The organism is Methanosarcina baltica, from assembly GCF_055394095.1.
The window spans coordinates 1,601,841-1,627,541 of sequence record NZ_AP042463.1 but is presented as its reverse complement, the minus strand read 5'-3'; the positions used below and the strand labels follow the sequence as shown (position 1 = coordinate 1,627,541).

The window sequence follows — 25,701 nt, the reverse complement described above, 5'->3', positions numbered from 1 at the left end:
AATTTAATGCAGAAAACAGCCAAAAAGGGAACAGAAACCCTGACAACCGCATAAGGGAGGCCTGTAGAGGATAACCAGACCTCAGTAACCGCAGGCCAGAGGGGGCCGCTCCTGGCCCAGGACATCCATCTTTTTGAGAAAATGGCGCACTTCAACCGGGAAAGGATTCCCGAGCGGGTGGTCCACGCCAAGGGAGCCGGGGCCCACGGGACGTTTACGGTTACGAACGACATATCCCGCTATACCCGGGCAAAGATCTTTTCCGAGGTCGGGAAACAGACCGACGTTTTCGCACGCTTCTCACTGGTTGCGGGGGAGAGCGGCTACCCGGATACCGTGCGGGACGTGAGGGGGTTTGCGGTCAAGTTCTACACCGAGGAAGGAAACTGGGACATGACCGGAAACAACACCCCGGTCTTCTTCGTGCGGGACCCGCTCAAGTTCATGGACTTTATACGGAGCCAGAAACGGGAGCCTGACAACCACCTCCGGTCCGACACCATGTGGTGGGACTTCTGGTCCCTCAACCCGGAAAGCCTGCACTAGGTATCGATTCTCATGTCCGAGAGGGGGATTCCGAAAGGATACAGGCACATGAACGGGTACGGGAGCCATACCTTCAGCTTCATAAGTGCCGACAACGAGCGCTTCTGGGTGAAATTCCACTTCAAGACCGTGCAGGGGATCGAAAACTTCAAGCCGGAAGAGGCGGCCGAAATCTGCGGACAGGACACGGACTGGGCCATAAGGGATCTCTACGACTCAATCGAGAAGAAAGAATTCCCGCAATGGAAAATGCAGGTCCAGATCATGCCCGAGGAGGAGGCCGACAGCTACCGCTGGAACCCCTTTGACCTGACCAAGGTCTGGCCTCATGAGGACTATCCGGTAATGGACGTCGGGATCCTGGAGCTTAACCGAAACCCATCCAACTACTTTGCGGAAGTCGAACAGGGGGCCTTTTCTCCGGCCAACCTGGTACCGGGAATTGGAGCCTTGCCCGATAAAATGCTCCAGGCCCGGCTGATCTCCTACAACGACGCTCACCGCTACAGGCTCGGAGCAAACTACGAACTGCTCCCGATCAACCGCCCGAAAACAAAAGTGAATACCTACCAGAGGGACGGCCTGATGCGTTTCGACGATAACGGGAAAGGCTCCGTCGTCTACGAGCCCAACAGCTTCGGAGGGCCTGTGGAAGATCCCTCGTACCGGGAGCCACCCCTCAAAATTTCAGGAGATGCCGACCGCTATAAACAGATCCTCACGGACGACGACTTTGTGCAGCCCGGAAACCTCTTCCGCCTGATGAACAAAAAGCAGAAAGAAAGCCTGATAAACGCCGTGGTTGACAGCCTCGGAAAAACTCCCCGCTTTATCCAGGAAAGGATGGTACCCTATCTGTATAAGGCAGACCCGGCGTACGAGGAAGGAGTCGCGAAAGGGCTGGGAATCAAGCCACAGATGGCAGCACCCTGAGTAAAAAAAGTGAATGAATATAGTGAATAAATAAATAAATAAATAAATAAATAAATAAATAAATAAATAAATAAATAAATAAATAAATAAATAAATATGGAAATGAAGCGAGCCAAGACCAAAAACTTCGGGATCGAGTTTCGGGCTCAGGCCCGGGCTTTGAAAGCCCGGACCCTTTTCGTTTCTTATATCTTTTCGTTTCTCTTCTTTTTTTGGCGTCTCTTTTGCTGACATTTATATATTGTAGAAAGTTCCCACTGTTATACGGGGAACGTTTCAACTCTTAAAACCAGAATCAGAGCCTTTTCTCTCAAGCATTTCCTTTCCAAAATTCACAAGCCCGTACACCAGACTCAGCACAAGGATAATCGTGGCCCCCGAGGGGAGGTCAAAGAGGTAGGAAAGGCCGATTCCTGCAATACTGACAAGGCCTCCGAATACGGTTGAGATCAGCATCATCTTCTTCAGGTTATGGGTAAATTGGCGGCTCAGGGTGGCAGGGATTGTCAGGAGGGCGATTACCAGGATGATCCCCACGACCTTGATAAGGACCACGATTGTGAGGGCGATAATACAGAGCAGGAGGAGGTAGAGTTTCTGGGTTGGGAAGCCCTGAACGGTTGTGAACTCCTCGTCAAAACAAAGCGCCAGAAACTCCTTGTAAAAGAGGCAAACCGTGCCCAGGATAACAACATCAAGCCCCAACATCAGGTAGATATCCAAACGGGGGACGGTCAGTATGTTTCCAAAAAGATAGGTCATAAGGTCAGGGGCATAGCCCGGGGTCAGGTTGACCAGGATGATGCCGATTGCCATCCCGAAGGACCAGAGGATACCGATTACACTATCTTCCGGAATTTTTGATTTTTTGCTCACCGTGCCCATGACCAGGGCTGAGAGCAGGCTGAAAGGGAGGACTCCGTACATGGGATTTATCCCGAGATAGTAGCCAAGCCCAATTCCACCGAAAGAGGCGTGGGCTATCCCCCCACTGATAAACACGATTTTCTTTACCACCACATAAACACCTATAATCCCACAAGCTATGCTTGCAAGGACTGAGGCTGCGAGGGCGTTCTGAATGAAACTGTACTGCAAGAGCTCAAGCATACGGACAATTCTCCTGATGCGTTTTTCGACTCGTTCTTCGATTCGTTTTTCGACTCGTTCTTCGATTCGTTTTTCGACTCGTTCTTCGATTCGTTTTTCGACTCGTTTTTCGACTCGTTTTTCGACTCGTTCTTCAATTCGTTTTTCGGTCAACTTAGTGAATATTATTTCAATCTTTATGCTGCCCCAGGACTCTATGAGGGATCCCGTGGGCGATCAGCTCGACCGGGCACTGGTAGGTGGCTTCCAGGTCTTTAACCGGAATTTCTTTTGAGTTGTGGTAGTGCAGTTTTCGGTTCAGGCAGGCGATCTTATCCACATAGATGGAGACCGCACTCAGATCGTGGGTGACCATGACAATTGCCATGTCTTTTTTGAGCCGACCCAGAAGGCGGTAGAGTTCGTCCTGCATGTGAGGGTCCAGGCCGGAGTCAGGCTCGTCCAGGAGGAGAAGTTTGGGATGGGAGGCAAGCGCCCGGGCAATAAGCACCCTCTGCCGCTGCCCACCCGAAAGCTGGCCTATCTGCCGATCCTTAAACTCCAGCATCTCAATGGTTTTCAGAGCCTCACTTGCAGCATCCTTATCCTCCTGACTGTAACGCTTCAGAAAACCCGCATGGCTCATCCGGCCGGTCAGGACCACTTCCCAGACGCTGATCGGGAAATCATAATCAAAACGTTTGTACTGAGGGACATAGCCTATGAGTTCCCTGCTCTTCTCAGGGGTTTTCCCGAAAAGCTTCACACTGCCCCTGTAAGGTTCCAGAAGCCCAAGCAACACTTTCAAAAAAGTGGTCTTGCCACCCCCATTCGGCCCGATTATCCCAAGAAGCCCCTCGGGTTTGTCCAGGTCAAGGTTTACGGCTTCCAGAATAATCTGGTTTCCATAACGTACCCAGACATCCTTAATTTCAACAGCCTTTCTTTCTGTCATTTTAACAACCTTTTTTTTCACGGTATCAGGCAAGGTTCCGGGCGAAAATCCCGGAAACCTCTTCCATATTTTCAAGATAATTCGAGGCCAGGGGGTCCACTACAACCACTTCCCCGCCTATCTCCTCGGCCACGGCTTTGGCACTCCGGGTACTGAACTGGGCCTGGATGAAGATTACCCTGATACCCTTTTCCTTAGCAAGGTCCACCATACGTGCAAGGTCCTTCACACTTGGTTCCTTTCCCTCGATTTCAATCGGGAGCATTGTCAGGTCGTACTCATCGGCAAAATACCCCCAGGAGGGATGGAAAACCATAAAAGTCCTGTTCTCCCGGCCTTCAAGATCTGTTCTGATCTTTGCGTCCAGGGCATCAAGTCGGGACAGGTAAACGTCCATGTTCTGCCTGTAGTAGGTTTCATTTTCAGGGTCGATCTGCACGAGCCCCTGGTAAATATTCTCAACCATCAACTTTGCGTTAACAGGAGAATTCCAGATGTGAGGATCATTTCCGACATGTTCGTACTCTGCTTCGGCACCTTCTTCGGCACCTTCTTCGGCCCCATCTTCGACCCCATCTTCCGCATCATGGAAATGGGCCTCCATGTCCCTGAGCGTGATTCCTTTCGAGCAGTCCACGACCAGCATGTCCCCGTTGACGGCCTCAAGTTTGTCCAGCCAGACTTCCTCAAATGCCAGCCCGGACCCTGCGATAGCGTACATCCGGGCCTTACTTATATCCCTGAGCTGGCCTGGGGTGGGCTCATGGGTGGCGGGGCTTGCCCCGGGTGGGATCATGACAATCGTTTCGACCCTGTCGCCCCCAATCGCTTTAACAAACTCAGACTGCGGCGGCACACTTACGGCCACAAAAATTTTACCATCGGTTTCTGTGGTTTCTATGTCTCCTCGCATTCCTTCAATTCCCATTCCTTCGATTTCTATTCCTTCATTTCCCACTCCTTCGCCTGTAATGCTTCCGTTTAAGGCTCCGAAATCACTTCCCTGATCCTGGCCCGTTTCAGTACAACCGCTGCAGAAAAGCACCAGACCGAAAACCAGAAGCCCCATAAATGATAATGTTTTCAAACTCATTTCTCCAATCCCATCAACCGATTAAACGTATAAGCGCAAATATTTGTTTGGTATGTACACAAATTTTAGAGTATTATTTGGCATATACCCAAATTAGTTAAAGCTGTCCAATGCACACGATTTTCTGTATTAAGCCATTTGATTTTGAATAAGCTGTTCTGAAGTACATGTGCAAAAAATCAATATTCATGAAAACATCTGTCGTGTTTTATTTCCCCACAGATCCCGACCATAGGGTGTCCCATTGCCTCGCAGATCTTATCAATCGCCCCCTTCGAAACATAGGCCTCAAAGTGCGAAACTTCCCGGCAGGCTTCGTCTGAGGAAAAACCGTAATGGCTCAAAAGAAGGCCGAGTATCCTATGCCTCCGGGTAAGGAATTCCGCATAAGTCCGTCCCTTTTCCGTTAAATTGACACCTTTATACGGGACGTGGTCCAGATAACCTGCGGAGGCAAGTTCGTTCAGGGCCTTGCTTGTGGTGGAGGGATCCACATTGAAGCTGGTGGAAACTTCGGTCGTCTTTACTGTCTGCCCTTTTTCCAGGATGAACTTCAGGTAATCCGCTTTTCTTGGCGAAAGTTCAAGGCCCGTCATCTCTTCCATGTACATGCATATACAAAAAAGCAGTATTTATTGTTTTTGTGGAATTTGGTCATATACCAACTTATTGAGAGTATTTTGGACATTACAAAAATTTCAGTAAAATCTCAGTAAAATCTCAATAAAATCTCAGTAAAACAGGACGTACGCCCCGCAGACCAGCAGAAAACTCACAAACCCCATCAAAATTCCCCCGAAGGTATAGGTCCTTAAAACCTGGCCCGGTTCCAGTTCCGCCAGTTCCCCGAAAATCCAGAAAAAAGGATCGTTGACATGGGAGACCAGAAAAGTGCCGGAGGCCATGGCCAGGATAAGGATTTCCACGGGAAGCCCGAGTTCCGGTAAAAGGGGTATCATAAGGGAAGGAGCAACAAGCATGGTTACGACCCTTGAGCCCTGCACACTCTGAAGAGAGGCGGCAACCAGGAAGGGTACGAAAATGGAAGGAAGGTTCAGCTCCAGGAAAAGCTGTCCGAGGGCCTGGCCTGCCCCTGTCATGGCAAGCGTGGCCCCAAGGGCTCCTCCCCCGCAGAGGTCAAGGAGCACAACCCCACTTCGTCTGACTGCTTTTTCTATAAGGGCCCTCAGGGCTTCAATTCCAAGTTTCCTTGCGGAAAAAATGGAGAGTGAAACGCCTGTCAAAAGGGCTATATTGGGGTCTCCGAAAAAGATCAAAACAGGATGCACATAAACGGCTTTAAGGAGAATCAAAAGTAACGGGAAAAAAACCGGCATATAGGCCGTGAGCCTTCCGGAAATTCGTTTTTCAGGTCCCCCCTCAAATTTTGAACTTTTTTTAGAAGAAGGGGAGGAAATAGAAGTATTGGATTTCTCGAAACTTCTGGTTTTTTCGGTGTCTTTCGGCCTGCCAGACCCTTCAATCCGGCTCTCGATAAACGTTTTTGCATAAAGCCAGCCGGTAATCGAGGTGAGTACTGCAATAAAAAAGCCGAATATGACCAGGATGCCAATGTCTGCGGAAAGCTCTTCTGCTGCTGAAAGTATAACCGGAGAAGGATAAACGAGGTTAAAGGAGGCGAGGGTCCCGAGCGCCAGGGCAGTTGCAGTGGAAACAGGGGGGATGTCAAGCCTGGACGCGACTTCTCTTGAGATCGGCACAAAAATAACGTAGGCAAGGATGCAGCACATTACAGGCACGGCAAAGATGAAACCCAGAATATTCAGACCCAGCAGGGGCTTTCTGGAAAAACGAACCATATCTTCGGCAATCACGGCCGTGCCTCCGGTCTTCTCAAGCACGAGCCCGATAATGCTCCCACAGCTAATGATTATGGCAAAATGGGAAAATACCCGACCCATGCCAGTGGAAACAGCTTCTACCGCACCCAGGGGTTCACCTGCAAGGACCCCTGTGAGGATGGAAACCGAAACCAGGCTCAAAAAAGGGTGAAGCCTGAACTTCGCTGTCATGAGCAGAATGAGCAGAAGGGCAAAAAGGAATACAAGGATCGGATTCATTATTTACCCCCGAAAAGGCTTCACTGTATAAAAATATATTCATGCTTCCAGGCATAAAGCAGGTCAGACTAAAGGACAACCCCGTAAAATTTGCCGATTCGGGAATCGAGCACCTCATAGAAGAAGTCAGAAAAGAAGGGGCTGCAAAAAGAAGATTCAAAGCAAAAATTGTAGGGGGTGCAAGTATGTTCGCAAATTCATCACTTAACATCGGGGAAAGGAATGTAAAAAGTGTAAAACAGAGCTTTAAAGACCTGGGTATCCCCATTGTTGCAGAAGACACAGGAAAAAATTACGGGCGCACAATAATCTTCGATACTTCCACAGGTACTCTCCTGGTAAAGAGTGCATTCAAAGGTAGTCAACTACCCCCACCTAAAACCTTCGCCTAACGGCTCAGGTTTTTGAGGAAGGGGCTTGTTTTGACAAGTCCCTGGTTGAATAGCCTTTCGTTATACTGGTCATGATATTCGAGGATACTCCACACGTTCTCGGAGATTTCGATCTGGATTAAACATCCCTGAGAGGAAGGGGAAGTGTTCAGGTTATTAACAAGCCAGTATAACAGTGGCGATGTGGACCCACTCCTGCAAAGGAGGACAAAACTTTTGAAGGTCTTTGTTATTAACAACAAAAAAGAACCATTGATGCCCACGTCACCCAGAAAAGCGAGAATATTGTTAAAAGAAGGACGTGCGGAAGTGGTACAAAGGAATCCATTCACTATCAAACTTCTTTATCATTCGGGAAAAAATACTCAGGACATAACCCTGGGAATCGATAGTGGGTTCCTTAACATAGGATTTTCGGCAGTTTCCGAAAAAGAAGAACTTATTTCAGGAGAGGTAAAACTTCTTGCTGGAATGCCAGAGCGAAACGAAGAGCGGAGAATGTACCGAGGAAACCGAAGAAACCAGATAAGACACAGGAAACCGGGTTACAACAAAAACACCAACAAAGAAGATTGGTTGGCTCCATCTATCAAGCATAAGCTTGAAAGCCATATCAGATTAATAGAGGATCTTGCCGAAATCTTGCCCATAACAAAAATCGTTGTCGAGGTTGCGAACTTCGACATTCAAAAAATCAAAAATCCGGAAATCGAAGGCAAACAGTATCAGGAAGGGGAACAGGCAGGCTACGATAACGTTCGGGCCTATATTTTGCACAGAGACGGATACTCTTGCCAGAACCCGGACTGCAAAAACACATCAAAACAGCCTTTGCTCCAGGTGCATCATATCCAGTACAGAAGTAACAGTGGTTCTGATCGGCCTGAGAACCTGATCACACTTTGTAATAAGTGTCATACTCAAAAAAACCACAAAGGGTTCCTTTTAACATGGAAACCAAAGGTTAGAGGCTTCAAAGATGCTACATTCATGAATATAGTACGCTGGAAGCTCATTGATATTTTAAAAGAAAAGTATGATGTTGAGCACACTTTCGGATATGTCACAAAAGCAAAAAGGTACGAGCTTAATCTTGAGAAGACTCATTCAACCGATGCTTTTTGTATTGCTGGAGGGGAAACTCAGACTCGATGTTCTCCCCATGAAATACTACAAATAAGAAGAAATAACAGGAGTCTTTCGAAGTTCTACGATGCGCAGTATATTGATTTGAGGGACGGCACTCAAAAAACCGGACAGGACTTAAATTCTGGAAGAACTACCAGAAACAAAACTCTTAACGGGGAAAATTTGAGAGTGTATAGGGGTAGGAAAACAAAGAAAGGAAGGTACAGCATAAGGAAAAATCATTATCCAATTCAGCCAATGGATTTAGTTGAGTACGAAGGAGAGCTATATTATGTAGCTGGAGCACAAAATTACGGAAAGTATGTGAAACTTCGAGCCTCAGAAATTAAATCGTCCAAAGTAGTAAATATTCAAAAAGTTACAATTGTAAAGTACGGCAAAGGATTCTGTTGGATTGACCAATCAGTACCACGTTAAAAAAATATCGAATCCGGCCCCCGTAGTTTATACGCATTCATCTCCCACCTGCCAGTTCCGGCAAAGCCGGAACTGTCGAGGAAGGAGTCTTCTGCTGTTTGAGATAAAGAAATTTGAATATAGGGGCCAGGGGAGAAAGTTCCAAAAGGGAAAAATTTCAAAAAATCAGTTATTAAATATAAATAACATAATAGACATTAAGAAAATGAGTATATCTTAACGTTAACTACCCTTTCTTAAAACCTCTGGTTTTAGAGTAAGAGGGCTCCTGCGGGAGTGAGTTGAAGAAACGGGCATATCTTATATAAGTCGAAATCAAAGATGTAAGTCAAAATAAAAATAAAAAATAATCAATACAGAGGGATTTTTATAGAACTAAACGGCGTAGAAATTGAAGATACATATGCAGAAGCGTTTTCGATCAAGGTTTCCCGGGTCCTTATAACCGCAGTCACAAAGCGCTGGGCTCAGATTGCAGCCACGGAAGCCACGGGCTTTGGGACTTCAGTCATCATGTGCCCGGCAGAGGCAGGAATCGAGAGGTTTGCAAGCCCCAGCGAAACCCCTGATGGCAGACCTGGCGTCTACATCCTTATCTGCACCTTCGGGTACAAGGCCCTGGACGAGCAGCTCCTCGAAAGGATCGGGCAGTGTGTGCTGACCGCCCCCACAACCGCGGTCTTCAACGGACTTCCTGAGGCTGAAAAGCAGTTTAACGTGGGCTTCAAACTCAAGTTCTTTGCCGACGGCATGGAATCCGAAACCGAAATTGCGGGCCGCAAGGTCTTTAAGATCCCCATCATGGAAGGAGACTTCCTGGCCGAAGAAAACTTCGGAGGCGTGGACGGAGTCGCAGGCGGTAACTTCTTCATTTTCGGGGACTCCCAGATGAGCGCCCTTACCGCAGCCGAAGCCGCAGTGGATGCAATCGGAGAACTTGAAGGCACAATCACCCCCTTCCCTGGTGGAATTGTAGCAAGCGGTTCCAAGTCCGGAGCAAACAACTACAAATTCATGAAGGCCACAGCAAACGAAAAGTTCTGCCCCTCCATCAAGGATAGAGTAGAAGGCACGGAAATTCCGGCCGACGTAAACGCAGTTTACGAACTCGTCATCAACGGAGTTAACGAAGAAGCCGTCAAAAAGGCCATGAAAATCGGAATCGAGGCCGCTGTGACCGTCCCCGGCATCAAAAAGATCTCCGCCGGAAACTACGGTGGAAAACTCGGGAAGTACCATATCAAACTGCACGAGCTTTTCTAAGCTCACATTTTTTTCTTTTATTTTTTTATATTTTATATTTTTATTTTATTTTAAATTTTGACCTTTCAAGACAGATTCTTTTTTTAAAAAAATAAAACTGTTAAAATGGAAGTCGGATAGTGAACCGAACAAAAGTCAATTATATCGTGGACATGGGTCTGATGCTCCTGTTTCTTGTCGTTGCCTTTGCGGGGTTTTACATGTATTTTTTCATACCTTCGGGAGTCCCACACGGCAGGTACGTCGTGTATATGGGCCTGACAAAAGCGACCTGGACCTGGATCCATAATAAATCCGCAATCCTGATGACGTTTCTTCTGATTCTCCACCTGGCCCTTCACTGGAAATGGATTTTCTGTATCACAGGAAATCTCTTCAAAAAAGAAAAGAAAAAACAGGAGAGTTGCGATAGGGATGAAAAAAAATTCCCTGAACAAACCCACTGATTACTCAGAAAAAAATTCCCTGAAATTTCTCAGGGATAAAAATATTAAGGAAAGTATTTTAGGAAAGTATTTTAGGAAAGTATTTTAGGAAAGTATTTTCGGGAAGTATTTCAGGAATACTCCGAAAAACTGGAAACACTCCACAAAATCCCTTTAGAGCCCCAGCGCACCGAAACCCGCAGTGATTATTTCCACGGGATCAAGGCCGGTGACCTTTAGCATAATATGAACCCCCAGAAAGGTCCCGATGATGCTGCCTATGTTTGCGAAACTTGCGACCAGAAGGACGCGCATAAACTTATTTTTCAGCATATCTCTGAAGTTCTCGATTCCGACAAGGGCCTTGATGTCTTCAGTTGTGGGGTTGCGCTGTTTTGCTTCCATGAGACCCGCGAACCAGCCGGCGGCTATCATTGGGTTAAGAGAGGTCAGCCAGGCCACAAAGAAGGCGGTTATGACGGAGTAGGGATGACCGCCTGCAAGCAGGGCCCCTCCTGCACTTAAGACCCCATTTATCAAAAACCACCAGCCGAAGGCGATGAAAAGGAGTTTGAGGGGAGTGCCGGAAAGCAGCATGAGCAAAAAGGTCGCAAGGGCGAGACCAACGATTCCGAACCCTATTATTTTTGCGGCCCCGAAGCGTTTTTTCGGGATCTCGACAAGGCTGCCCAGAGGGGGGATTGTCTTCGGGTTCTGCAGGTATTTCATAACCCCCTGCCTGTGCCCTGCCCCAATTACCGCAACAATTGTCTTACCTCCGCCTCCGACAGTCCTCAGAAGGCTGCCCGCAAGGTAGGCGTCCCTTTCATCGATCAGGACCTCGGCCGCAGTCGGGGCAAGTTCCCTGAGTTCACTTACAAGGGACGTCACCACATCCTGATCCGTGATGGTCTCCATATCGATGTCCATCCCTTTTCCGATCCCGATAAGGCCACCCAGAAGGGAACCGGTCATCTTGAGCTTTTCCAGGAATTTCATTTTTCCCCAGAAACGCTGCAGGGTAATCTGGATATCCCGGTCGATCAGGGCAACCCTCGCACCCGAGGCTTCGGCTTCCTCAATTGCGGAGATCATTTCCGCGCCTGGCTTGACGCCCATGTCTTTCCCAATCTTTTTTTGTATGTAAGAAAGAAGCCAGTGTACAAGGTAAAAAGACATCTTCCCTTCACTCAATATATCCTTTATAGGGACCTGAGCCTCCTGTACATTTCCTTTCAGGGCATTGTAGCGGCCCCGGCAGAGCTCGACTGCGACAACATCAGGTTTCAATCTCCTGATAGTATCCCTGACCTCAGTCACACTTTTTTCGGAGACGTGGGCTGTTCCTACAAGGACAATTTTTGCAGGTCTTTTCTCTAAAAGACCCTCAGGCAAACCAGGGCCCGCAAGTTCTGAAGAAGAACTTTTAGATGAAACGGCAGCGGAATGTTCAGAAGAAACTCCTTCTGAAGAAAAAATAGAAAGGTCTGCCGCTGCAGAACCGGAACTGGTGTCCTGCACCTTTTTTGTTTCGGATTCGGACTCTGCCGAAGACTCCGACAACGAGATCTCAGTTAACTCGACCTCAGAAGAAAAAGAATCAGATGCCCCGGACTTTAGCACGCAGGCGTCTTCTTCCGTGGACTCAGTGACGAGTTCCTCTACGGAATAAGCCGGGTCCTGTGAGGAACTTTGTAAATTGTAATCTGGAGTCTCAGCCTGTGAATCTGTTACACTGGATTTATCCATTAATTTATCCATTATCAGTCTCTCTTTTATTGCAGCAGTATTTATAAAATATGGGAACTCAAAAGATTGGTGTTCAAAAATATATAGAATGTTAAAGTGAACTTGAAAATAATTAAGCCCCACCAGTTGCCGCTCATTTGAGAATATTTTGAAAATATACATCCTTAGAATAATCTAATTGTTCTTGAACAGGGCCTCTCCAGCCTCTAGTTATTGATAATTAACCCTCAGACATTTATAGTTTCTTACAATAACATCCCTCAATCTTACAATAACACCTCACTCATAGGATCTCATTCACTCATCAATTGCAGAGTCCTTACGAGATCTGTCCTTGAAAGTATCCCTACAAGAGATCCATCGTCAATGACGAGAACCCGTCCGATATTCCTTCCAGAAATAAACTTCAGGGCTTCGTGAGACTGAGCGGAAGAAGGGACGGATAAGATGTCTTTTGTCATGATATCCCTGACAAGCAGGACCGGCCGCTCAAGGGGAGACACCTTCCGAACGTCGGTAAAACTCACAATCCCTTTGAGGAAACCGCCCTCCATTACCGGATAGCCCATGTGCTTGTTTTCAAACATGAAGTGGACCAGGTCTTCCACGCTCATGGAAGGGTGAACGGAAATCACTTCTTTTGTCATAATGTCTCGGACAGCCACGGTTTCAAGGGTCACGGAGGCCAGGGTGGAACGCTCTTCTTCCGTTGCCCCCACATAAATGAAAAGGGCTATCAAAGGAAACCAGAGGAGCCCGGCCAGGATTCCGAAAATCGCCAGGAGGATGGCAAAAAACTTTCCTACTGCGGCCGCGCTCTGGGTGGCCTTGATGTAAGGCATCTTCCGGGCATAGAGGGAACGGAGCACCCTGCCCCCGTCCATTGGAAAAGCTGGCAACAGGTTGAAAAGCCCGAGTACCACGTTCATGACCCCGAGAATCCAGATGACCTTAAAAGCCGGATTAGCCACAAGTTCCGGAGCAGGGGATATGAAGTTCCCGTACACAAAAAGACATACTACTCCAATAATAAGGCTTACAAAAGGCCCTGCAAAAGCCATCTTTGCTTCCTGAGACGGATTTCTCGGCATCTCCTCCATGGACGAGACCCCCCCAAAAAGAAAGAGGGTAATACTGTTAATGGTTACTCCGTAGCGCTTTGCCAGATAAGAATGCCCAAGCTCATGCAGCAGAATGGATACAAAGAGCAGCAACGCGGTCAGAGTTGAAAGCGTGTATCTCGTTGTAACGGGCATGACCTCCAGAAAACCATAGGGATTCGGAGAGCTTGCGAATACGTACGCAAACACAGGCAATATCAAAAGAAAGGTGACGTGCAGCTCGATCGGTATACCCATTATAGTCCCGATTTTGAATGAAGATTTCATGAAGTAAATGCCCCCTCATAGTAATATTCAATAATTCGACAATAACGATAAGAAATATAACTCTGATAATATATAATAATATTTATAAATTATGTACTATACTGTATTGAGATTATACTTGTCTCACACAATATACCCGCAATGCTATGAAAAGTTCTAATTAGTATCACAAACAATCATGAATTTGTGGTATAAACTGTTCTTTGTATAGTGGATTAACACTAACAGGGTGAAGCACAACACCCTCTATCCCCTCTGCAAAGGCATTAGGGACTGCTTTTCTAATCATGTTGTATGCTGCATTTACATCAGCATTAAGGAGAACTCCGGCAGCACTCCGGAAAAGTCCTCTTTTTACCCGTTTTCCAAGATATTTGTCCCGGTGCTCCATTGGTTCATTATCAAGGAAAGAGCATTTGCTTGTATAGGACTCTTCGATCCTTTCAACTGAAATTCCAACTTCCCCGGCCTTGTACTCGACCATTGAAATAAGAGTACTGTGGGGAATTTGAACAAACTTCTGATTGTTTTTCTTGCCCATGTTGGATTTTTGTTTCCAGAACGGGTTACTTCCTATGACAATTTTCTCCACTTTCATCTCCTGAGCATAGTCTATTATTGCCCTGCTCAGTTTGTGAAGTGTGTCTTTAATCCTTGAGTTTCGTTTGTGGGTAAGGACTTCTATTTTCTTACCGGTTTTGAGCCCGTGGGACTCATAAATGCTCTGGAACTTTGCTCTTTCTTTGTTGTAAAACTGGTTTACGGACTTGGCAACTCCGCCCTTAACAATAATTGGAACTTCACCACAATTGTTTCCAATGGTTACGAGGTTGACAACTCCCAGGTCAATTCCCAGGATTCTTCCAGAATTAATGGGTTCAGGTTCTTCTATTTCGGTTTCAAAAACGATTTCACAGGTGTACCCTACGTGTTTTGGAATGATCCTGACTTCTCTTAAATTTATATCATCAGAAAGTCTTGTCTGGATGGACAATGGAACTACTCTGGGAAACTTGAGTTTTCCGTCTTTAATCCTGACCTGCTGATTGGTAAAAACTAACAGGAACTCTCCATCTTTTTCTTTGTAGTAAGGGAGTTTCGGTTTTCCTGTGAAAAGTTCAGGATTCTTTTTGAAAGCTTTCATAGCTTCAAAAAAAGATTTCCAGTTACTGTCAAGCACTTTTAGAGTCTGTTGAGCAGTTTGGGCCGGAAGCTCTTTGTAAGGCTCCGAATCCTTTACGAGTTTGTAGAGTTTCTTGTACCTTATCCATTTCTTGTTTTTGAAAAACTCCTGTCTAACTATGTAGCTTGCAAAGTTATACAGGTTTTTGGCTTTATGGCACAAATCACCAATTTCATTGGAACGAAATTGTATTTGCTCAACACGTTTAACCATCACTTTGATTCGACCTCTATCTCCAGGCGTTTATCTCTTCTTTTACTGTTATGTTTCATGGAATAGCAATGGAGCATTGAAATAATTTCATCAAATATTTCTTCAGAATCAAGCTTCTTATTGCCTATTTCAGACACCACTATTATTTGAGTGCCAAAACGTGCAAACAGGTGAGAGAACAGTTCAAACCCGACTCTGCTTAACCTGTCTTTATAGGCAATTATCAAAAATTCAACTTCGTGATTCAGGATCTTATCAAGCATCTTGAAAAAATCTTTCCTTTTCTCGAAAGAGATTCCAGATGCAACATCAGAGTACACTTCGTCAATTCGATGGCCTGAATTGAAAGCCCAACTCTTCAGCATTTCTATCTGGTTTTCCAGGTCTTTTTTTTGTTTAGAGGTTGAAACTCGTCCATATATAACGGTTTTTCTCATTACGTTTTTGTTGAATAATTTGTAAACATCGTCCTCATTGTAATCATAGTAACCGTTGTGCAGTTTGGTAACTCTTATTTTTCCTTGCTTAACGTAGATGCTTAAAGTATTTCTCGATACTTTCAATAGCTGGAGTACCTCTTTCGCTTTCATAGTATACAATGTGTAATATAATATGGGTTCTATTTATAATTAGTGGATACTTTTTCGTACTATATTATTTTAAGAATGCCTCAATATAATATATCTACATATTATTTTAAAAATAACTCTATAGATATTTATTGCGAGATTTCATTAATTCGAAAAAACAACAAAAACCGGCATAAAGTGTTAGATTTAAAAAATAAAAATGAGAAAATAAAAAGGATGAATGAGTAAGAACGGCCTTATCAAAGCCCTTCAACAACTGTTTTCAGATCCTTCAAAAATTCATCTATATCTTCAGGTGTGGTATGCGGCATCAGTACGAGTCTTAGGGCCCTGGGCTTTCGGGTGATTGAGACATGCCAGCCGAATTTATCAAGAAGGATTTCCCGGACTTTGTCAGGTTCCGGGACTACAAGAGTGGCGACGTTCATTATAGGGTCAAGCAGGGGTTCGATATCGATTTCCCTGGCACCATTTATAAGAGCTCTGGTGAGATCCATGCAGTATTCCACTGTTTTTCGATAGCCTTCCCGGCCGAGATGTTTCATTACGGCATAGGTGGCCACGGCGGCGCCGCCGCTTCGGGTGCCTGTGAGGGTGGACTGCGTCTTTGTGGTAAGGTAGGGAGTGTTGACCCTGAGGCAGTCCAGGAAGTCGGGGGTCCTGGCCAGCAGAGCTCCAGAGGGAATTGTGGACAGGCCCATTTTGTGGGGGTCGATTGCAATTGAACTTACTCCTTTGACAGCGAAATCAAATGGATAAGTTTTTTCCATAAATGGGAGCACAAAGCCTCCGAAGGCCGCATCGATATGCAGGAAAAGTCCTCTTTCAAGAGCCAGTTCCGAGATTTTTTCGATCGGGTCCACCTGTCCGAACTCTGTATTCCCGGCTATCCCCACAAGCCCCACACTCTCTTCATCGATCAGTTTTTCCATGGAAGTTATGTCAACCTGAAACTCCGGGGTAAGTGCAGCTCTTCTGACTTCGACCTCTAGCATGTTGGCAACCTTGTCAAAGGAAAAGTGAGCGGACTCTGGGACCACGATATTGGGATTTTTAATGTAAGGCCTGCGGGCAACACCCAGGTTCTTCATTGCCCTGACTGCCTGGATATTGGATTCCGTGCCTCCTGTTGTCAGATAGCCGCAGGCTTGAGGCGCATGAAGGAGTTCCCCGAGCATCTTTATGACCTCATTTTCAAGGCCGTGAGTGCCCGAAAAGAGCCCGAGGTCCCCAAGGTTAGCTTCAATAAACAGCCTGTGAGCTTCTGACGCTATCCTGTGAGGATGCGTACACATTGAACTCAAAACCCTGTAATAATCCGTATCTTCAGACTTTGCCCCTTTCAATAGGGAAAATATCTTTTTTTCAGAAAGGCCCTGCTCATTCATTAGGATAAGGTAAAAACAATTCTATTTAAAAGACTTATGGATTAATCCAGCCGAAATAGGATTTGAGATATTTGATATTTGATCTGAAGTATAATAGAATCAGAGATAGAGTCAGAGATAGAAGAGTCAGATTAAGTCATAGAGTCAGATTAAGTCATAGAGTCAGGAAGATGGTGCATCCGAAGATAAGATTTTAAAAAAGATAGAGAATTATCAAAATATATTCAAGTTAATTTTTAAAAAAGTTATAAATTATGAATAAAAATGAATGAAATTCTATTGAATGACTGGAGGGATGGTACCCCCACCCCCTTATTTCCACTGGAACGCCTTTTCGGTTCCGGTGGAAAAAAAAAGACTTCTCCAGATTTAAAATAATTTTCGATATCTTATTTAATTATTTCAATTCTATTTTAGTAAATAAGCGTATTCATAACAAGCTATATATACTATTAATTGAATAACATAACAACATTGTTTTGTTACCATAACAAATAAAACTATGTTTTATTTTGTTACCCCAAACGAGAAGTCCACTCCAGTAGAAACAGGGGGGCCCGGGTGTGTATATATACTTTCCAGTGGAAATGAAGGGGTGTATGAAAACAAATCAGTTTTTCTCTTTTTCTTATCGAATTTAAAAAAATTAGAATTTTGTTCTATTTGTTAGACACTTTATATTTAATTCGTTTTCGACTGCAACTTCAAATTTGCAAGTTTAGGTCTATAATTGTAACTATTCAGCCATACTTTGAACAAAGGCAATTTTTCCTCGTTTCGAGGAAAAATTGCATATAAAATAACTCTATCTCTTCAGTATCATGCTTACACGTGAAGAGATTCTTGAAATCTATGAAGAAGGCCCTGAAGCAGTCGTTGCTGTAATTCAGAGACTTGAGACTATCATAGAGAAACAGGCTTCTCAAATTGCTGAACTTGAGGAACGTGTAAGGGTTTTAGAGGCTCGTCTAAATCAAAACAGCCAAAACAGCAGTAAACCTCCTTCTACTGACGTTTTTGTGAATGAAAAACCTAAACCTAAGAGTAGCCGCACAAGAAGTGGGAAAAAACCTGGTGGTCAAAAAGGTCATTCTGGAAGTACTTTCGAAATGGTTGGGGATCCTGACCATATAATATTTCATTCCCCTCACTGCTGTGAAAATTGTGGTCATGATCTTGAAGATACTGAAGTTCGGGACTGTGAACGCAGGCAAGAAGCTGATATTCCTCCTGTGAACATCATATTTACCGAACATCGTGCTGAGTCCAAGAAATGCCCTCACTGTGGGAAAATAAACAAAGGTACTTTTCCAGACTCTATAAAATTCCCTATTCAATATGGACCTCGCCTTTTATCCTCTCTTGTATATTTAAGGAACTTTCAATTGATTCCTTATAAACGGATTTGTGATTTGTCAGAGGACTTTTATGGAATACGTATCAGCCCTGCTACCATAAAAAGAGCTGAAAAGGAATTATTCCAGAAATTGGAACCTTTCGAAAAAGCTGTTTTCGAACATCTACGGGTAGCCTATTCTGTACATTGTGATGAAACAGGAATGAGGGTTTTAGGGACAAAATGGTGGCTCCATGTTGTTTCAAACAGTCTGTGGACATACTATTTTGTACATCCAAAAAGAGGATCAGAGGCAATGAATGCTTTGGGTTTTCTTCCAGAATACAAGGGGGTAGTAGTTCATGATGGTTGGGCATCATACAACAAATATGGATGTGAACATGCTCTCTGCAATGCTCATCTTAAGAGGGACCTCACTGGAGTTGAAGAGAATTTTGAGCAGCAATGGGCTAAAAAAGTAAATGAACTTCTGAGTGAAGTAAAAAAATATACCGACGAATGCAGAGAAATGGAAATTCCAATAGATCCAATAAAAGTCAGGGCATTCGAGGAAATATACGATAAAATAATTAAAGAGGGAATTGAAGAAAATCCACCTCCTGACCTCTCAAAACAGGTTAAAAAAAGAGGAAGACCAGCACAAACAAAAGCAAAGAATCTCCTTGATAGGTTCATAAAATACAAGGATAGGATTCTGAAATTCCTCAATGACCTGAGAGTTCCATTTGATAATAATCAAGCAGAGCGAGACATCAGAATGATGAAGCTACAACAGAAGATTTCGGGAACTTTCCGAAGCATCGAAGGAGCGGTAGCTTTCTGCAGAATTCGGGGATACATATCCACTATTAGAAAGAATAGCTTGAATGTCATGGATGCTATTCGAGCGGCGCTCAATGGAGCGCCGCTATTATCCGATAGTTGCAACATTAGCTGAAACTATGCTTTTTTTATCAGTAGGCTGAATAGTTACCTATAATTTTAGGTTTGTAATCTGAGTTCTGTAATCTGAGCTCTTTGGTTTGATAGAATAATCAAAATAACAAAAATAGAATCGAAAAATTAATTAAATCTGTGAAGCTTTAAAGGAATCATATTTTTTCTTTGATGCCTCACAGATAATATGTTCGTTCTTGTTTTGATGGTTTCAGTGGAGTTTTCAAACCTCTTTTCTTGAGAATCAGCCTTTAATCAAGTCTGTGTACCTGGTCGAACTCTTTCTGGACTTCTTTGGACGGGCCTTCTTTGTCCATTATGCTGATTGTGTAGATCACAATGCAGGAGAGGATGAAGCCCGGTACGATTTCGTAGAGGTCGAAGATTCCACCGGAGAGTTGTTTCCAGATGATGACCATTAAGCCTCCAGCAACCATTCCTCCAAGGGCCGCGTTTTTGGTGGTCCTTTTCCAGAAGAGGGAAAAGAGGATAATGGGTCCGAAGGCGGCTCCGAAACCTGCCCAGGCGTAGGAGACCAGGCCCATGACAGAGTTTGCAGGATCTCTGGCAATCAGGTAGGCAATGAGGGAGATTGCGATGACTGCAAATCTGCCGAGCCATACAAGTTCCATTTCACTTGCATTCTTGTTAAAGAGGATCCTGTAGATATCTTCCGTGAAAGCCGAGGCTGCGACCAGGAGCTGGGAGTCGGCTGTACTCATGATAGCGGCGAGGATTGCAGCGAGGAAAATTCCTGCTATAAGGGGTGGGAACATCTGGTTTATCAGAACCATGAAAACGGTTTCACTTTCGGCTCCTGCGAGGAATTCGGGGTGCAGATAGGCTCTTCCCACAATTCCCATACCGACTGAAAAGATCAGGGCAATTGTTACCCAGACCATGGCAATGGTCCTGGCCTGCTTAATTTTATCAGCAGACTCGATGGCCATGAACCGGACCAGGACGTGCGGCATCCCGAAGTAACCGAAACCCCAGGCCAGATTTGAGACAAGTACTATCAGGGGAATTGAGCCTCCTCCGATTGTGGTCCAGGGGTTCATCATCTGGGGGTCGATACTTTTTATTAGCTCCACAGTTGTGGGGAAGTCTCCCATACCTTTTATGGCTGCAAGGGGCACGGCCACAATTGCTATTATCATGAGCAGGCCCTGGAAGAAATCAGTCCAGCAGACAGCCATGAACCCTCCGAGGAAGGTATAGGTAACAATTACAAGTGCTCCCATCAGGAGGGCCTGCTGGTAGGGGATTCCAAATACAGTGTTAAAGAGCTTCCCGCCCGCAACGAGCCCGGATGAGGTGTAGATCAGGAAGAACATAAGGATCAGGAGAGCTGATATGATACGGAGAGCATGGGACTTGTCCCTGAACCTGTTTTCAAAGAAAACCGGGATTGTGATAGCGTCCCCTGCAATCTGGGTGTACTGCCTCAGTTTTTTTGCGACAAATTTCCAGTTAAGATAGGTCCCGACACCAAGCCCGATAGCGATCCATATGGATTCCATACCCGACAGATATGCATATCCGGGCAGGCCCAGGAGCAGCCATCCGCTCATATCCGAAGCCTGGGAACTTAAGGCCGTGACCCAGCTATTTAATTTTCTTCCTCCAAGAATATAATCGGAAAGGTTCTCTGTTCTTCTATAATAGAGAGCTCCGATGGAGATCATGAAGAGCAGATAAATCATAAAAACAAACATAATGTTAAGGTCGTTAGATGCCATCAATTGTCTCCATTTTTGTAGCTTTTTTTATGTTTTGAATTTTTGTTTTTGACTTCTTAATTTTTGTTTTTGACTTCTTAATTTTTGTTTTTGACTTCTTAATTTTTGTTTTTGAGTTTTGCGTTTTAAATTTTGAGTTTAAATTTTTTATCTATTTTTTTCAGAATCCTGATTGAAATCTTTGTTTCCTTATATTCTTATCTTTTTTATAAATTTTTTGAAAAAAATCTATCATTTATATACTTTTTTGATTATACCTGGCACAACTTATAAAATAATAACTGTCAGATAATGCAGGAATTATTCTGAAAAATTCGGACGTTTTTAGGATCAATCTGAATTTTATAATAATTATTAATAAGTATTTGTTATCAGAAACTCATATTATTATTTTTATCAAATACATTTTTTATATAGTATTTTTATCTTTTCAGTGGAAATAAAGGGGTTAAAAGTTTTTTAGAATTCTCCATTGGAAAAAGGGGGGTTATTTTCTATTTGATTATCATATACAGCTTTCTTGATTTTAATTTTTTAATTTATGTTTTTGCAGGGTGCCGTTTTTTTGATCGATTGTCCGGTTATAAAAAATTTCCATTAGAAATAAAGGGGTTTTCACCATAACCATTAATTAGGTGTACTTCCATTGCATCTACTGCAGATCTGGTCTCAAATCAGATTTTTGTAGTGCTGGTATTCAAATAATATTTTGCTCAAATGGATAAACAGATATGCCCGGATGGTTTTGAATATGTCCAGAAATGCCTGGATCCGGGAGGATTTCTTGTTATATCTTTGAATGTTTGTGTCCTTCCTGTCTTTTATCTCCGCAGCCGGAAAGATTTTTTTTCTCGACTCCGAAGGAAGGGTGCAGTTTACTTCTGTTCAAAAGACCAATCCCGGACTATCCAAAAAATTCAATTCAATTTAAAGATAAATGGTCTTATTCGAAAGGAATTTAGATCGTATCACGATAATTTCTATCCCCCTCTATAATCTAATTTATTGCTCCCCATGCTGAAGTAATGGGGCCTTCTGCCTGTTTCATGTAAATTTATATATTAGTTTTGTTAATTTCAGAGGATCATTATGATGAAAGCCCAATCTTTAGATGGCCTGTTCGAAAAATTACTGGACGGCCATTCGATTTTTAAAAATAAAGAAGTCCTCCGGCCCTCCTATACCCCCGACCTCCTGCTCCACCGGAACGAGCAGATCAGCAGCCTTGCCACTATCCTTGTTTCAGCTCTGAGAGGGGAGACTCCTTCAAATGTCCTGATTTATGGAAAGACAGGGACAGGGAAAACTGCCGTGACCCGCTATGTAGGGAAAGAACTTGAAAGGGTAAGTGAAGACAAATCGCTCCTGTGCTCGGTGGTTTACATCAACTGCGAGGTCATCGATACTCAGTACCGGTTGCTTGCAAACCTTGCCCGGCACTTTGAAGAAGAGGTCCCTATGACCGGCTGGCCCACGGACCAGGTCTTCACGAAATTCAAGGAAGCGATTGACGCGAGGGACCAGGTCGTTATTATTATTCTGGACGAAATTGATAAACTTATTAAGAAAGGTGACGACGTTCTCTACAACCTCTCTCGCATAAACACGGACCTGAAACATGCCAAGGTCAGCATGATAGGGGTCTCGAACGACCTCAAATTCACGGAATTCCTGGACCCCAGGGTCAAGAGTTCGCTTGGAGAAGAAGAACTTATTTTTCCGCCCTATGACGCCGAACAGATCAGCGACATCCTCAAACAGAGAGCAAAAATGGCGTATAATGATGCTGTGCTCGGGGAAATGGTAATCCCGCTCTGTTCCGCTTTTGCAGCTCAGGAACACGGGGATGCCCGGCGTGCCCTTGACCTCCTGAGAGTTTCAGGGGAAATCGCAGAACGGGAAAACGAGTCCCAGGTGCTTGAAGAACACGTGCGCCAGGCCCAGGAAAAGATCGAAGTTGACCGGGTCGTGGAAGTCGTCCGGACTTTGCCCTCCCAGTCCAAGCTCGTGCTCTACAGTATTATACTGCTCCGGAACCGTGGGAAAGAGAGCAAGAACATAACAACGGGAGAGATGTACAACGTCTACAGGCAGCTCTGCCATCATATCGATATGGACATCCTGACCCAGAGGAGGGTAACGGACCTCATGTCCGAGCTTGACATGTTGGGAATCGTCAACGCCGTTGTGGTAAGCAAAGGCCGTTACGGCAGGACCAAGGAAATTTCCCTCAGCGTTCCCGTGGAAAACACACGCAGAGTACTTCTTGAAGATTACAGGTTAAAGCCTCTTGTAGACTTTAAGTCTTCCATGTTTGGCAAGATGTTCATTTGAATTTGCTCAGATCTTCGTCAATTACCCTTTTCCCCTAAAATCCGATTTTAAAATCAGGGGTCTTCTGCTGGGGATAAAACCTCAGCAGGAAATCTCCGGGTCTTATCTCAAGGGTAGTTGACTTTTTTTGACTCCTTTTCTACAGCTTGCTTTTTCCGATCAGCTGTCTTTTTTTCCGGCTTTCTGGAAAAAAATATATATAATCCGGTGTCTTGATCGTGTAGTCTGGCCAGAAAAGGACATTTCAGTCACGTTCATTCATTTTCATAATCACAATATTTTTCATTCACAATATTTCAAAGGGTTTTTACGATGAAAATCATAGCTTTTGTAGGTATGCCGGCCTCGGGGAAATCCGAAGCTTCCAGGATCGCTGCTGAGATGGGGGTCCCTGTTATTATTATGGGAGATGTGATCCGGAAGGAAGTACTGAAGCGTGGGCTTGAACCCACCGATTCCAATACCGGGAAAGTCGCAACAGACCTTCGGAAATGCGAGGGTATGGATGCCATTTCCAGGCGCTGCGTCTCCCAAATCCGGGAAACAGGTGCGGAACTTGTGGTCGTGGACGGCGTCCGCGGGATTGCTGAAGTTGAGTACTTCAGAAAAGAGTTCGGAGAAGGTTTTCTCCTCATCTCTATTCACGCTCCTCTTGAGACCCGCTTCGAAAGAGTGCAGAAAAGAGGCAGAAGTGATGACATGAACAGTATCGAAGGCCTTCAAAAGCGCGATGAACGTGAACTTGGCTGGGGCATGGGTGAAGCCATCGAAGCTTCCAATGTGAAAATTGAAAACAATTGCACCCTGGAGACTTTCAGAAAGGCCATGATTGCAATTATTAAAAATTATTCGTGAAGCTCCCGGAGATAATTCCGATAATAATTTCGATAATAATTCCGATAATAATTCCGATAATAATTCTGGAGAAAATTCCGGAGAAAATAAAACCGAATAAAATAAGGGGAAATAATTCATGATACATATTGAGGTTTCAGCTTCCGTTTATCCCACAGAGGACCCTGAAAAAGTTTCCCTGGCAATTTCCAGGATGTTTGAGGGCATTGATATCAACATTTCTGAACCTTCCGGGGTTTCCGAGCCTTCCGGGGTTTCCGAGCCTTCTGGGATTTCTGAAAATTCTGAAGTTTCAGAGGCTGCCGAGTCCGGAAAATATACAGGTCCCATTTACCGGCTTAGTGGAGAAGGGGGCATTGAACTTCTCAACACCCTTCACAGGATTTTCCGGGTAGAGAGTATTATAGATAGCGTACGCAAAAAAGCCTTTAACAAAGGGCTTTCGATGGACGGGCGGTCTGTTAAATTTTTACTGGACAAACAGGTCGCTTTTGTTGGGTTTGCAAGCTTCCCTCCTGAAGTGAAACCTCTGGACTCCATTGAGGTACACATAACTGCGGAGTCTTTTCCTGAAATGGAAAGGCTTTCTGAGTGGTTGTTGCCTCTCACGGAGGACGGAAAGCCCATTATTGAAGTTGGTATGGATTACGTGGAAGGGGCCTGAAATCTTATTTTCCGGCTCATCTTTTTTTCCATAACTATATCAGAGTTCCCGCTAAAATTAACTTTAATAACTCCAAATCAAAATTCCCGTAAAATTAACTCTACAACTCAAAATTCCATATTACTTCCTTATTTTTACATGGATGAGGCCGATCTTTCATGCAGTTAAAACGCATCAGTTTTTCATCACGCGCAGTTGTTGAGGACCCTTTTTCCTGGGCCTACGAACTTGAGGACCACGGGTACACTGGCTGGGAAATCGTGCAGGAAGGCTCCCAGTGCCTGGACAGCAGGACCCTGCAGCAGGTCCGAAATATCTACGAGACCACCAGCCTTGAACTGACCCTCCACCTGCCCTTCTCGGACATGAACCTGGCGGGCCTGAACCCTTCCATCCGGGGGGAAGTCCTCAGACAGATGAAACAGTACCTTACCCTGGCCTCGGATTTTGTCAACTTGGCTGTGGTGCATCCCGGTTACCTTTCCCCCTATGGAGCCCAGGTTCCGCATGAGGCCTGCCGGACCAACCTTGCATCCCTCCGAGAACTCTGTGAATTTGCCGCGGATTTCGGAATCCTCATAGCCGTTGAAAACATGCCGGATTACCCGAAAATTTTCGGGAAATACCCGGAAGAAATGAGCGAGATGCTCGAAGCTATAGGCAGCCACAACGTGGGCTTCACCTTCGATGTGGGCCACGCCAACACGGTCGGACTCACGGACGAGTTTCTAGAAGTCCTCGGGGGCCGGATTTCCCACGTGCACATCCACGACAACGGAGGTGAGCGGGACGAACACTTGCCTCTTGGGGATGGCACTGTGGACTGGAAATCGGTTCTGGAAAAACTCTCGGATTACAGGGGAATCTTTGTAAATGAAATGAGTTCGGTTGAAGAAGGGGTCAAAAGTCTGGAGTTTTTAAAGAAACTCTAACTTTACTTTCAAAGATGCATGTTTTTC

General features: G+C 44.8%; 21 protein-coding genes and 1 pseudogene. 11 read left to right on the top strand and 11 right to left on the bottom strand.

All coding sequences use genetic code 11. From position 1 onward, the window contains the following. Window positions 1-66: 66 nt before the first annotated feature. Both ACZ5QV_RS07085 and ACZ5QV_RS07080 read left to right on the top strand, forming a co-directional pair. Window positions 67-1,176, top strand: a pseudogene (locus ACZ5QV_RS07085) (catalase); the annotation flags it as partial. An 18-nt stretch (window positions 1,177-1,194) separates the two neighbouring features. Beyond that, window positions 1,195-1,479: a catalase-related domain-containing protein gene (locus ACZ5QV_RS07080; protein ID WP_464602057.1), complete on the top strand. Its 285-nt coding sequence runs from the start codon at window positions 1,195-1,197 to the stop codon at window positions 1,477-1,479. 276 nt (window positions 1,480-1,755) lie between these two features. On the opposite strand, the gene ACZ5QV_RS07075 is transcribed toward ACZ5QV_RS07080, so the two are convergent. The 5 genes from ACZ5QV_RS07075 to ACZ5QV_RS07055 all read right to left on the bottom strand — a co-directional run bounded on the left by ACZ5QV_RS07075 (window position 1,756) and on the right by ACZ5QV_RS07055 (window position 6,697). Then, window positions 1,756-2,589: a metal ABC transporter permease gene (locus tag ACZ5QV_RS07075; RefSeq protein ID WP_464602056.1), complete on the bottom strand. Its 834-nt coding sequence runs from the start codon at window positions 2,587-2,589 to the stop codon at window positions 1,756-1,758. 169 nt (window positions 2,590-2,758) lie between these two features. Beyond that, window positions 2,759-3,523, bottom strand: a complete 765-nt coding sequence (locus ACZ5QV_RS07070; RefSeq protein WP_464601846.1) for a metal ABC transporter ATP-binding protein — start codon at window positions 3,521-3,523, stop codon at window positions 2,759-2,761. Window positions 3,524-3,548: 25 nt separating this feature from the next. Then, window positions 3,549-4,616: a metal ABC transporter solute-binding protein, Zn/Mn family gene (locus ACZ5QV_RS07065; RefSeq protein WP_464601845.1), complete on the bottom strand. Its 1,068-nt coding sequence runs from the start codon at window positions 4,614-4,616 to the stop codon at window positions 3,549-3,551. A 179-nt stretch (window positions 4,617-4,795) separates the two neighbouring features. Beyond that, window positions 4,796-5,221, bottom strand: coding sequence for a metal-dependent transcriptional regulator (locus tag ACZ5QV_RS07060; protein ID WP_464601844.1), 426 nt, complete (start codon window positions 5,219-5,221; stop codon window positions 4,796-4,798). Window positions 5,222-5,347: 126 nt separating this feature from the next. Next, entirely contained in the window at window positions 5,348-6,697 is a 1,350-nt protein-coding gene (locus ACZ5QV_RS07055; RefSeq protein WP_464601843.1) for a GntP family permease, read from the bottom strand. Window positions 6,698-6,738: 41 nt separating this feature from the next. On the opposite strand from ACZ5QV_RS07055, the gene ACZ5QV_RS07050 reads away from it, so the two are divergent. The 4 genes from ACZ5QV_RS07050 to ACZ5QV_RS07035 all read left to right on the top strand — a co-directional run bounded on the left by ACZ5QV_RS07050 (window position 6,739) and on the right by ACZ5QV_RS07035 (window position 10,364). Next, the gene (locus tag ACZ5QV_RS07050) at window positions 6,739-7,089 is read left to right on the top strand and encodes a chemotaxis protein CheD (RefSeq protein ID WP_464601842.1); all 351 of its coding nucleotides are present in this window, start codon (window positions 6,739-6,741) and stop codon (window positions 7,087-7,089) included. 144 nt (window positions 7,090-7,233) lie between these two features. Continuing rightward, window positions 7,234-8,655, top strand: a complete 1,422-nt coding sequence (gene iscB / locus ACZ5QV_RS07045; RefSeq protein WP_464601841.1) for an RNA-guided endonuclease IscB — start codon at window positions 7,234-7,236, stop codon at window positions 8,653-8,655. A gap of 369 nt (window positions 8,656-9,024) precedes the next feature. Then, window positions 9,025-9,918, top strand: coding sequence for a formylmethanofuran--tetrahydromethanopterin N-formyltransferase (gene fhcD / locus ACZ5QV_RS07040; protein WP_464602055.1), 894 nt, complete (start codon window positions 9,025-9,027; stop codon window positions 9,916-9,918). Between the two features lie 119 nt (window positions 9,919-10,037). Then, window positions 10,038-10,364, top strand: a complete 327-nt coding sequence (locus tag ACZ5QV_RS07035) for a DUF4405 domain-containing protein (RefSeq protein WP_464601840.1) — start codon at window positions 10,038-10,040, stop codon at window positions 10,362-10,364. 153 nt (window positions 10,365-10,517) lie between these two features. On the opposite strand, the gene ACZ5QV_RS07030 is transcribed toward ACZ5QV_RS07035, so the two are convergent. The 5 genes from ACZ5QV_RS07030 to mfnA form a co-directional block, all read right to left on the bottom strand. After that, a complete protein-coding gene (locus ACZ5QV_RS07030; protein WP_464601839.1) occupies window positions 10,518-12,104 on the bottom strand; it encodes a TraB/GumN family protein in 1,587 nt (528 codons plus the stop codon). A 281-nt stretch (window positions 12,105-12,385) separates the two neighbouring features. After that, on the bottom strand, window positions 12,386-13,480 hold the full coding sequence (locus tag ACZ5QV_RS07025; protein ID WP_464601838.1) for a site-2 protease family protein: 1,095 nt from the start codon (window positions 13,478-13,480) through the stop codon (window positions 12,386-12,388). Window positions 13,481-13,646: 166 nt separating this feature from the next. Further along, entirely contained in the window at window positions 13,647-14,876 is a 1,230-nt protein-coding gene (locus ACZ5QV_RS07020) for an RNA-guided endonuclease InsQ/TnpB family protein (RefSeq protein ID WP_464601837.1), read from the bottom strand. Next, on the bottom strand, window positions 14,876-15,466 hold the full coding sequence (locus tag ACZ5QV_RS07015; RefSeq protein ID WP_464601836.1) for an IS607 family transposase: 591 nt from the start codon (window positions 15,464-15,466) through the stop codon (window positions 14,876-14,878). Before ACZ5QV_RS07015 ends, ACZ5QV_RS07020 begins: the two co-directional genes overlap by 1 nt. 239 nt (window positions 15,467-15,705) lie before the next feature. After that, the gene (mfnA, locus tag ACZ5QV_RS07010; protein ID WP_464601835.1) at window positions 15,706-16,854 is read right to left on the bottom strand and encodes a tyrosine decarboxylase MfnA; all 1,149 of its coding nucleotides are present in this window, start codon (window positions 16,852-16,854) and stop codon (window positions 15,706-15,708) included. 821 nt (window positions 16,855-17,675) lie between these two features. On the opposite strand from mfnA, the gene tnpC reads away from it, so the two are divergent. Next, window positions 17,676-19,148, top strand: a complete 1,473-nt coding sequence (gene tnpC / locus ACZ5QV_RS07005) for an IS66 family transposase (RefSeq protein ID WP_464599339.1) — start codon at window positions 17,676-17,678, stop codon at window positions 19,146-19,148. Window positions 19,149-19,398: 250 nt separating this feature from the next. Here the strand turns inward: tnpC and putP are convergent, their stop codons facing one another. Beyond that, window positions 19,399-20,889 (bottom strand): sodium/proline symporter PutP, encoded by a 1,491-nt coding sequence (gene putP / locus ACZ5QV_RS07000; protein ID WP_464601834.1) that lies wholly within the window; start codon window positions 20,887-20,889, stop codon window positions 19,399-19,401. Window positions 20,890-21,978: 1,089 nt separating this feature from the next. On the opposite strand from putP, the gene ACZ5QV_RS06995 reads away from it, so the two are divergent. From ACZ5QV_RS06995 to ACZ5QV_RS06980, 4 genes are all read left to right on the top strand, one after another. After that, window positions 21,979-23,223: an ORC1-type DNA replication protein gene (locus tag ACZ5QV_RS06995; protein WP_464601833.1), complete on the top strand. Its 1,245-nt coding sequence runs from the start codon at window positions 21,979-21,981 to the stop codon at window positions 23,221-23,223. Window positions 23,224-23,535: 312 nt separating this feature from the next. Further along, window positions 23,536-24,078 (top strand): dephospho-CoA kinase, encoded by a 543-nt coding sequence (locus ACZ5QV_RS06990; protein ID WP_464601832.1) that lies wholly within the window; start codon window positions 23,536-23,538, stop codon window positions 24,076-24,078. A gap of 118 nt (window positions 24,079-24,196) precedes the next feature. Then, on the top strand, window positions 24,197-24,742 hold the full coding sequence (locus ACZ5QV_RS06985) for an RNA-binding domain-containing protein (RefSeq protein WP_464601831.1): 546 nt from the start codon (window positions 24,197-24,199) through the stop codon (window positions 24,740-24,742). Window positions 24,743-24,900: 158 nt separating this feature from the next. Beyond that, window positions 24,901-25,674 carry a sugar phosphate isomerase/epimerase family protein gene (locus ACZ5QV_RS06980; protein ID WP_464601830.1) on the top strand — a complete coding sequence of 258 codons (774 nt, stop codon included), beginning with the start codon at window positions 24,901-24,903 and terminating at the stop codon, window positions 25,672-25,674. The last annotated feature ends 27 nt before the right edge of the window (window positions 25,675-25,701 follow it).

Excerpts from the sequence above, each read along its gene's own strand:
- ACZ5QV_RS07030 (WP_464601839.1), bottom strand. The coding sequence starts at position 12,104 with ATGGATAAATTAATGGATAAATCCAGTGTAACAGATTCACAGGCTGAG.
- ACZ5QV_RS06990 (WP_464601832.1), top strand. The coding sequence starts at position 23,536 with ATGAAAATCATAGCTTTTGTAGGTATGCCGGCCTCGGGGAAATCCGAA.
- mfnA (WP_464601835.1), bottom strand. The coding sequence starts at position 16,854 with ATGAATGAGCAGGGCCTTTCTGAAAAAAAGATATTTTCCCTATTGAAA.
- ACZ5QV_RS06995 (WP_464601833.1), top strand. The coding sequence starts at position 21,979 with ATGATGAAAGCCCAATCTTTAGATGGCCTGTTCGAAAAATTACTGGAC.
- putP (WP_464601834.1), bottom strand. The coding sequence starts at position 20,889 with ATGGCATCTAACGACCTTAACATTATGTTTGTTTTTATGATTTATCTG.
- ACZ5QV_RS07075 (WP_464602056.1), bottom strand. The coding sequence starts at position 2,589 with ATGCTTGAGCTCTTGCAGTACAGTTTCATTCAGAACGCCCTCGCAGCC.
- ACZ5QV_RS07015 (WP_464601836.1), bottom strand. The coding sequence starts at position 15,466 with ATGAAAGCGAAAGAGGTACTCCAGCTATTGAAAGTATCGAGAAATACT.
- tnpC (WP_464599339.1), top strand. The coding sequence starts at position 17,676 with ATGCTTACACGTGAAGAGATTCTTGAAATCTATGAAGAAGGCCCTGAA.
- ACZ5QV_RS07070 (WP_464601846.1), bottom strand. The coding sequence starts at position 3,523 with ATGACAGAAAGAAAGGCTGTTGAAATTAAGGATGTCTGGGTACGTTAT.
- ACZ5QV_RS07055 (WP_464601843.1), bottom strand. The coding sequence starts at position 6,697 with ATGAATCCGATCCTTGTATTCCTTTTTGCCCTTCTGCTCATTCTGCTC.
- ACZ5QV_RS07065 (WP_464601845.1), bottom strand. The coding sequence starts at position 4,616 with ATGAGTTTGAAAACATTATCATTTATGGGGCTTCTGGTTTTCGGTCTG.
- ACZ5QV_RS07060 (WP_464601844.1), bottom strand. The coding sequence starts at position 5,221 with ATGGAAGAGATGACGGGCCTTGAACTTTCGCCAAGAAAAGCGGATTAC.
- ACZ5QV_RS07025 (WP_464601838.1), bottom strand. The coding sequence starts at position 13,480 with ATGAAATCTTCATTCAAAATCGGGACTATAATGGGTATACCGATCGAG.
- ACZ5QV_RS06985 (WP_464601831.1), top strand. The coding sequence starts at position 24,197 with ATGATACATATTGAGGTTTCAGCTTCCGTTTATCCCACAGAGGACCCT.
- ACZ5QV_RS07020 (WP_464601837.1), bottom strand. The coding sequence starts at position 14,876 with ATGGTTAAACGTGTTGAGCAAATACAATTTCGTTCCAATGAAATTGGT.
- ACZ5QV_RS07050 (WP_464601842.1), top strand. The coding sequence starts at position 6,739 with ATGCTTCCAGGCATAAAGCAGGTCAGACTAAAGGACAACCCCGTAAAA.
- ACZ5QV_RS06980 (WP_464601830.1), top strand. The coding sequence starts at position 24,901 with ATGCAGTTAAAACGCATCAGTTTTTCATCACGCGCAGTTGTTGAGGAC.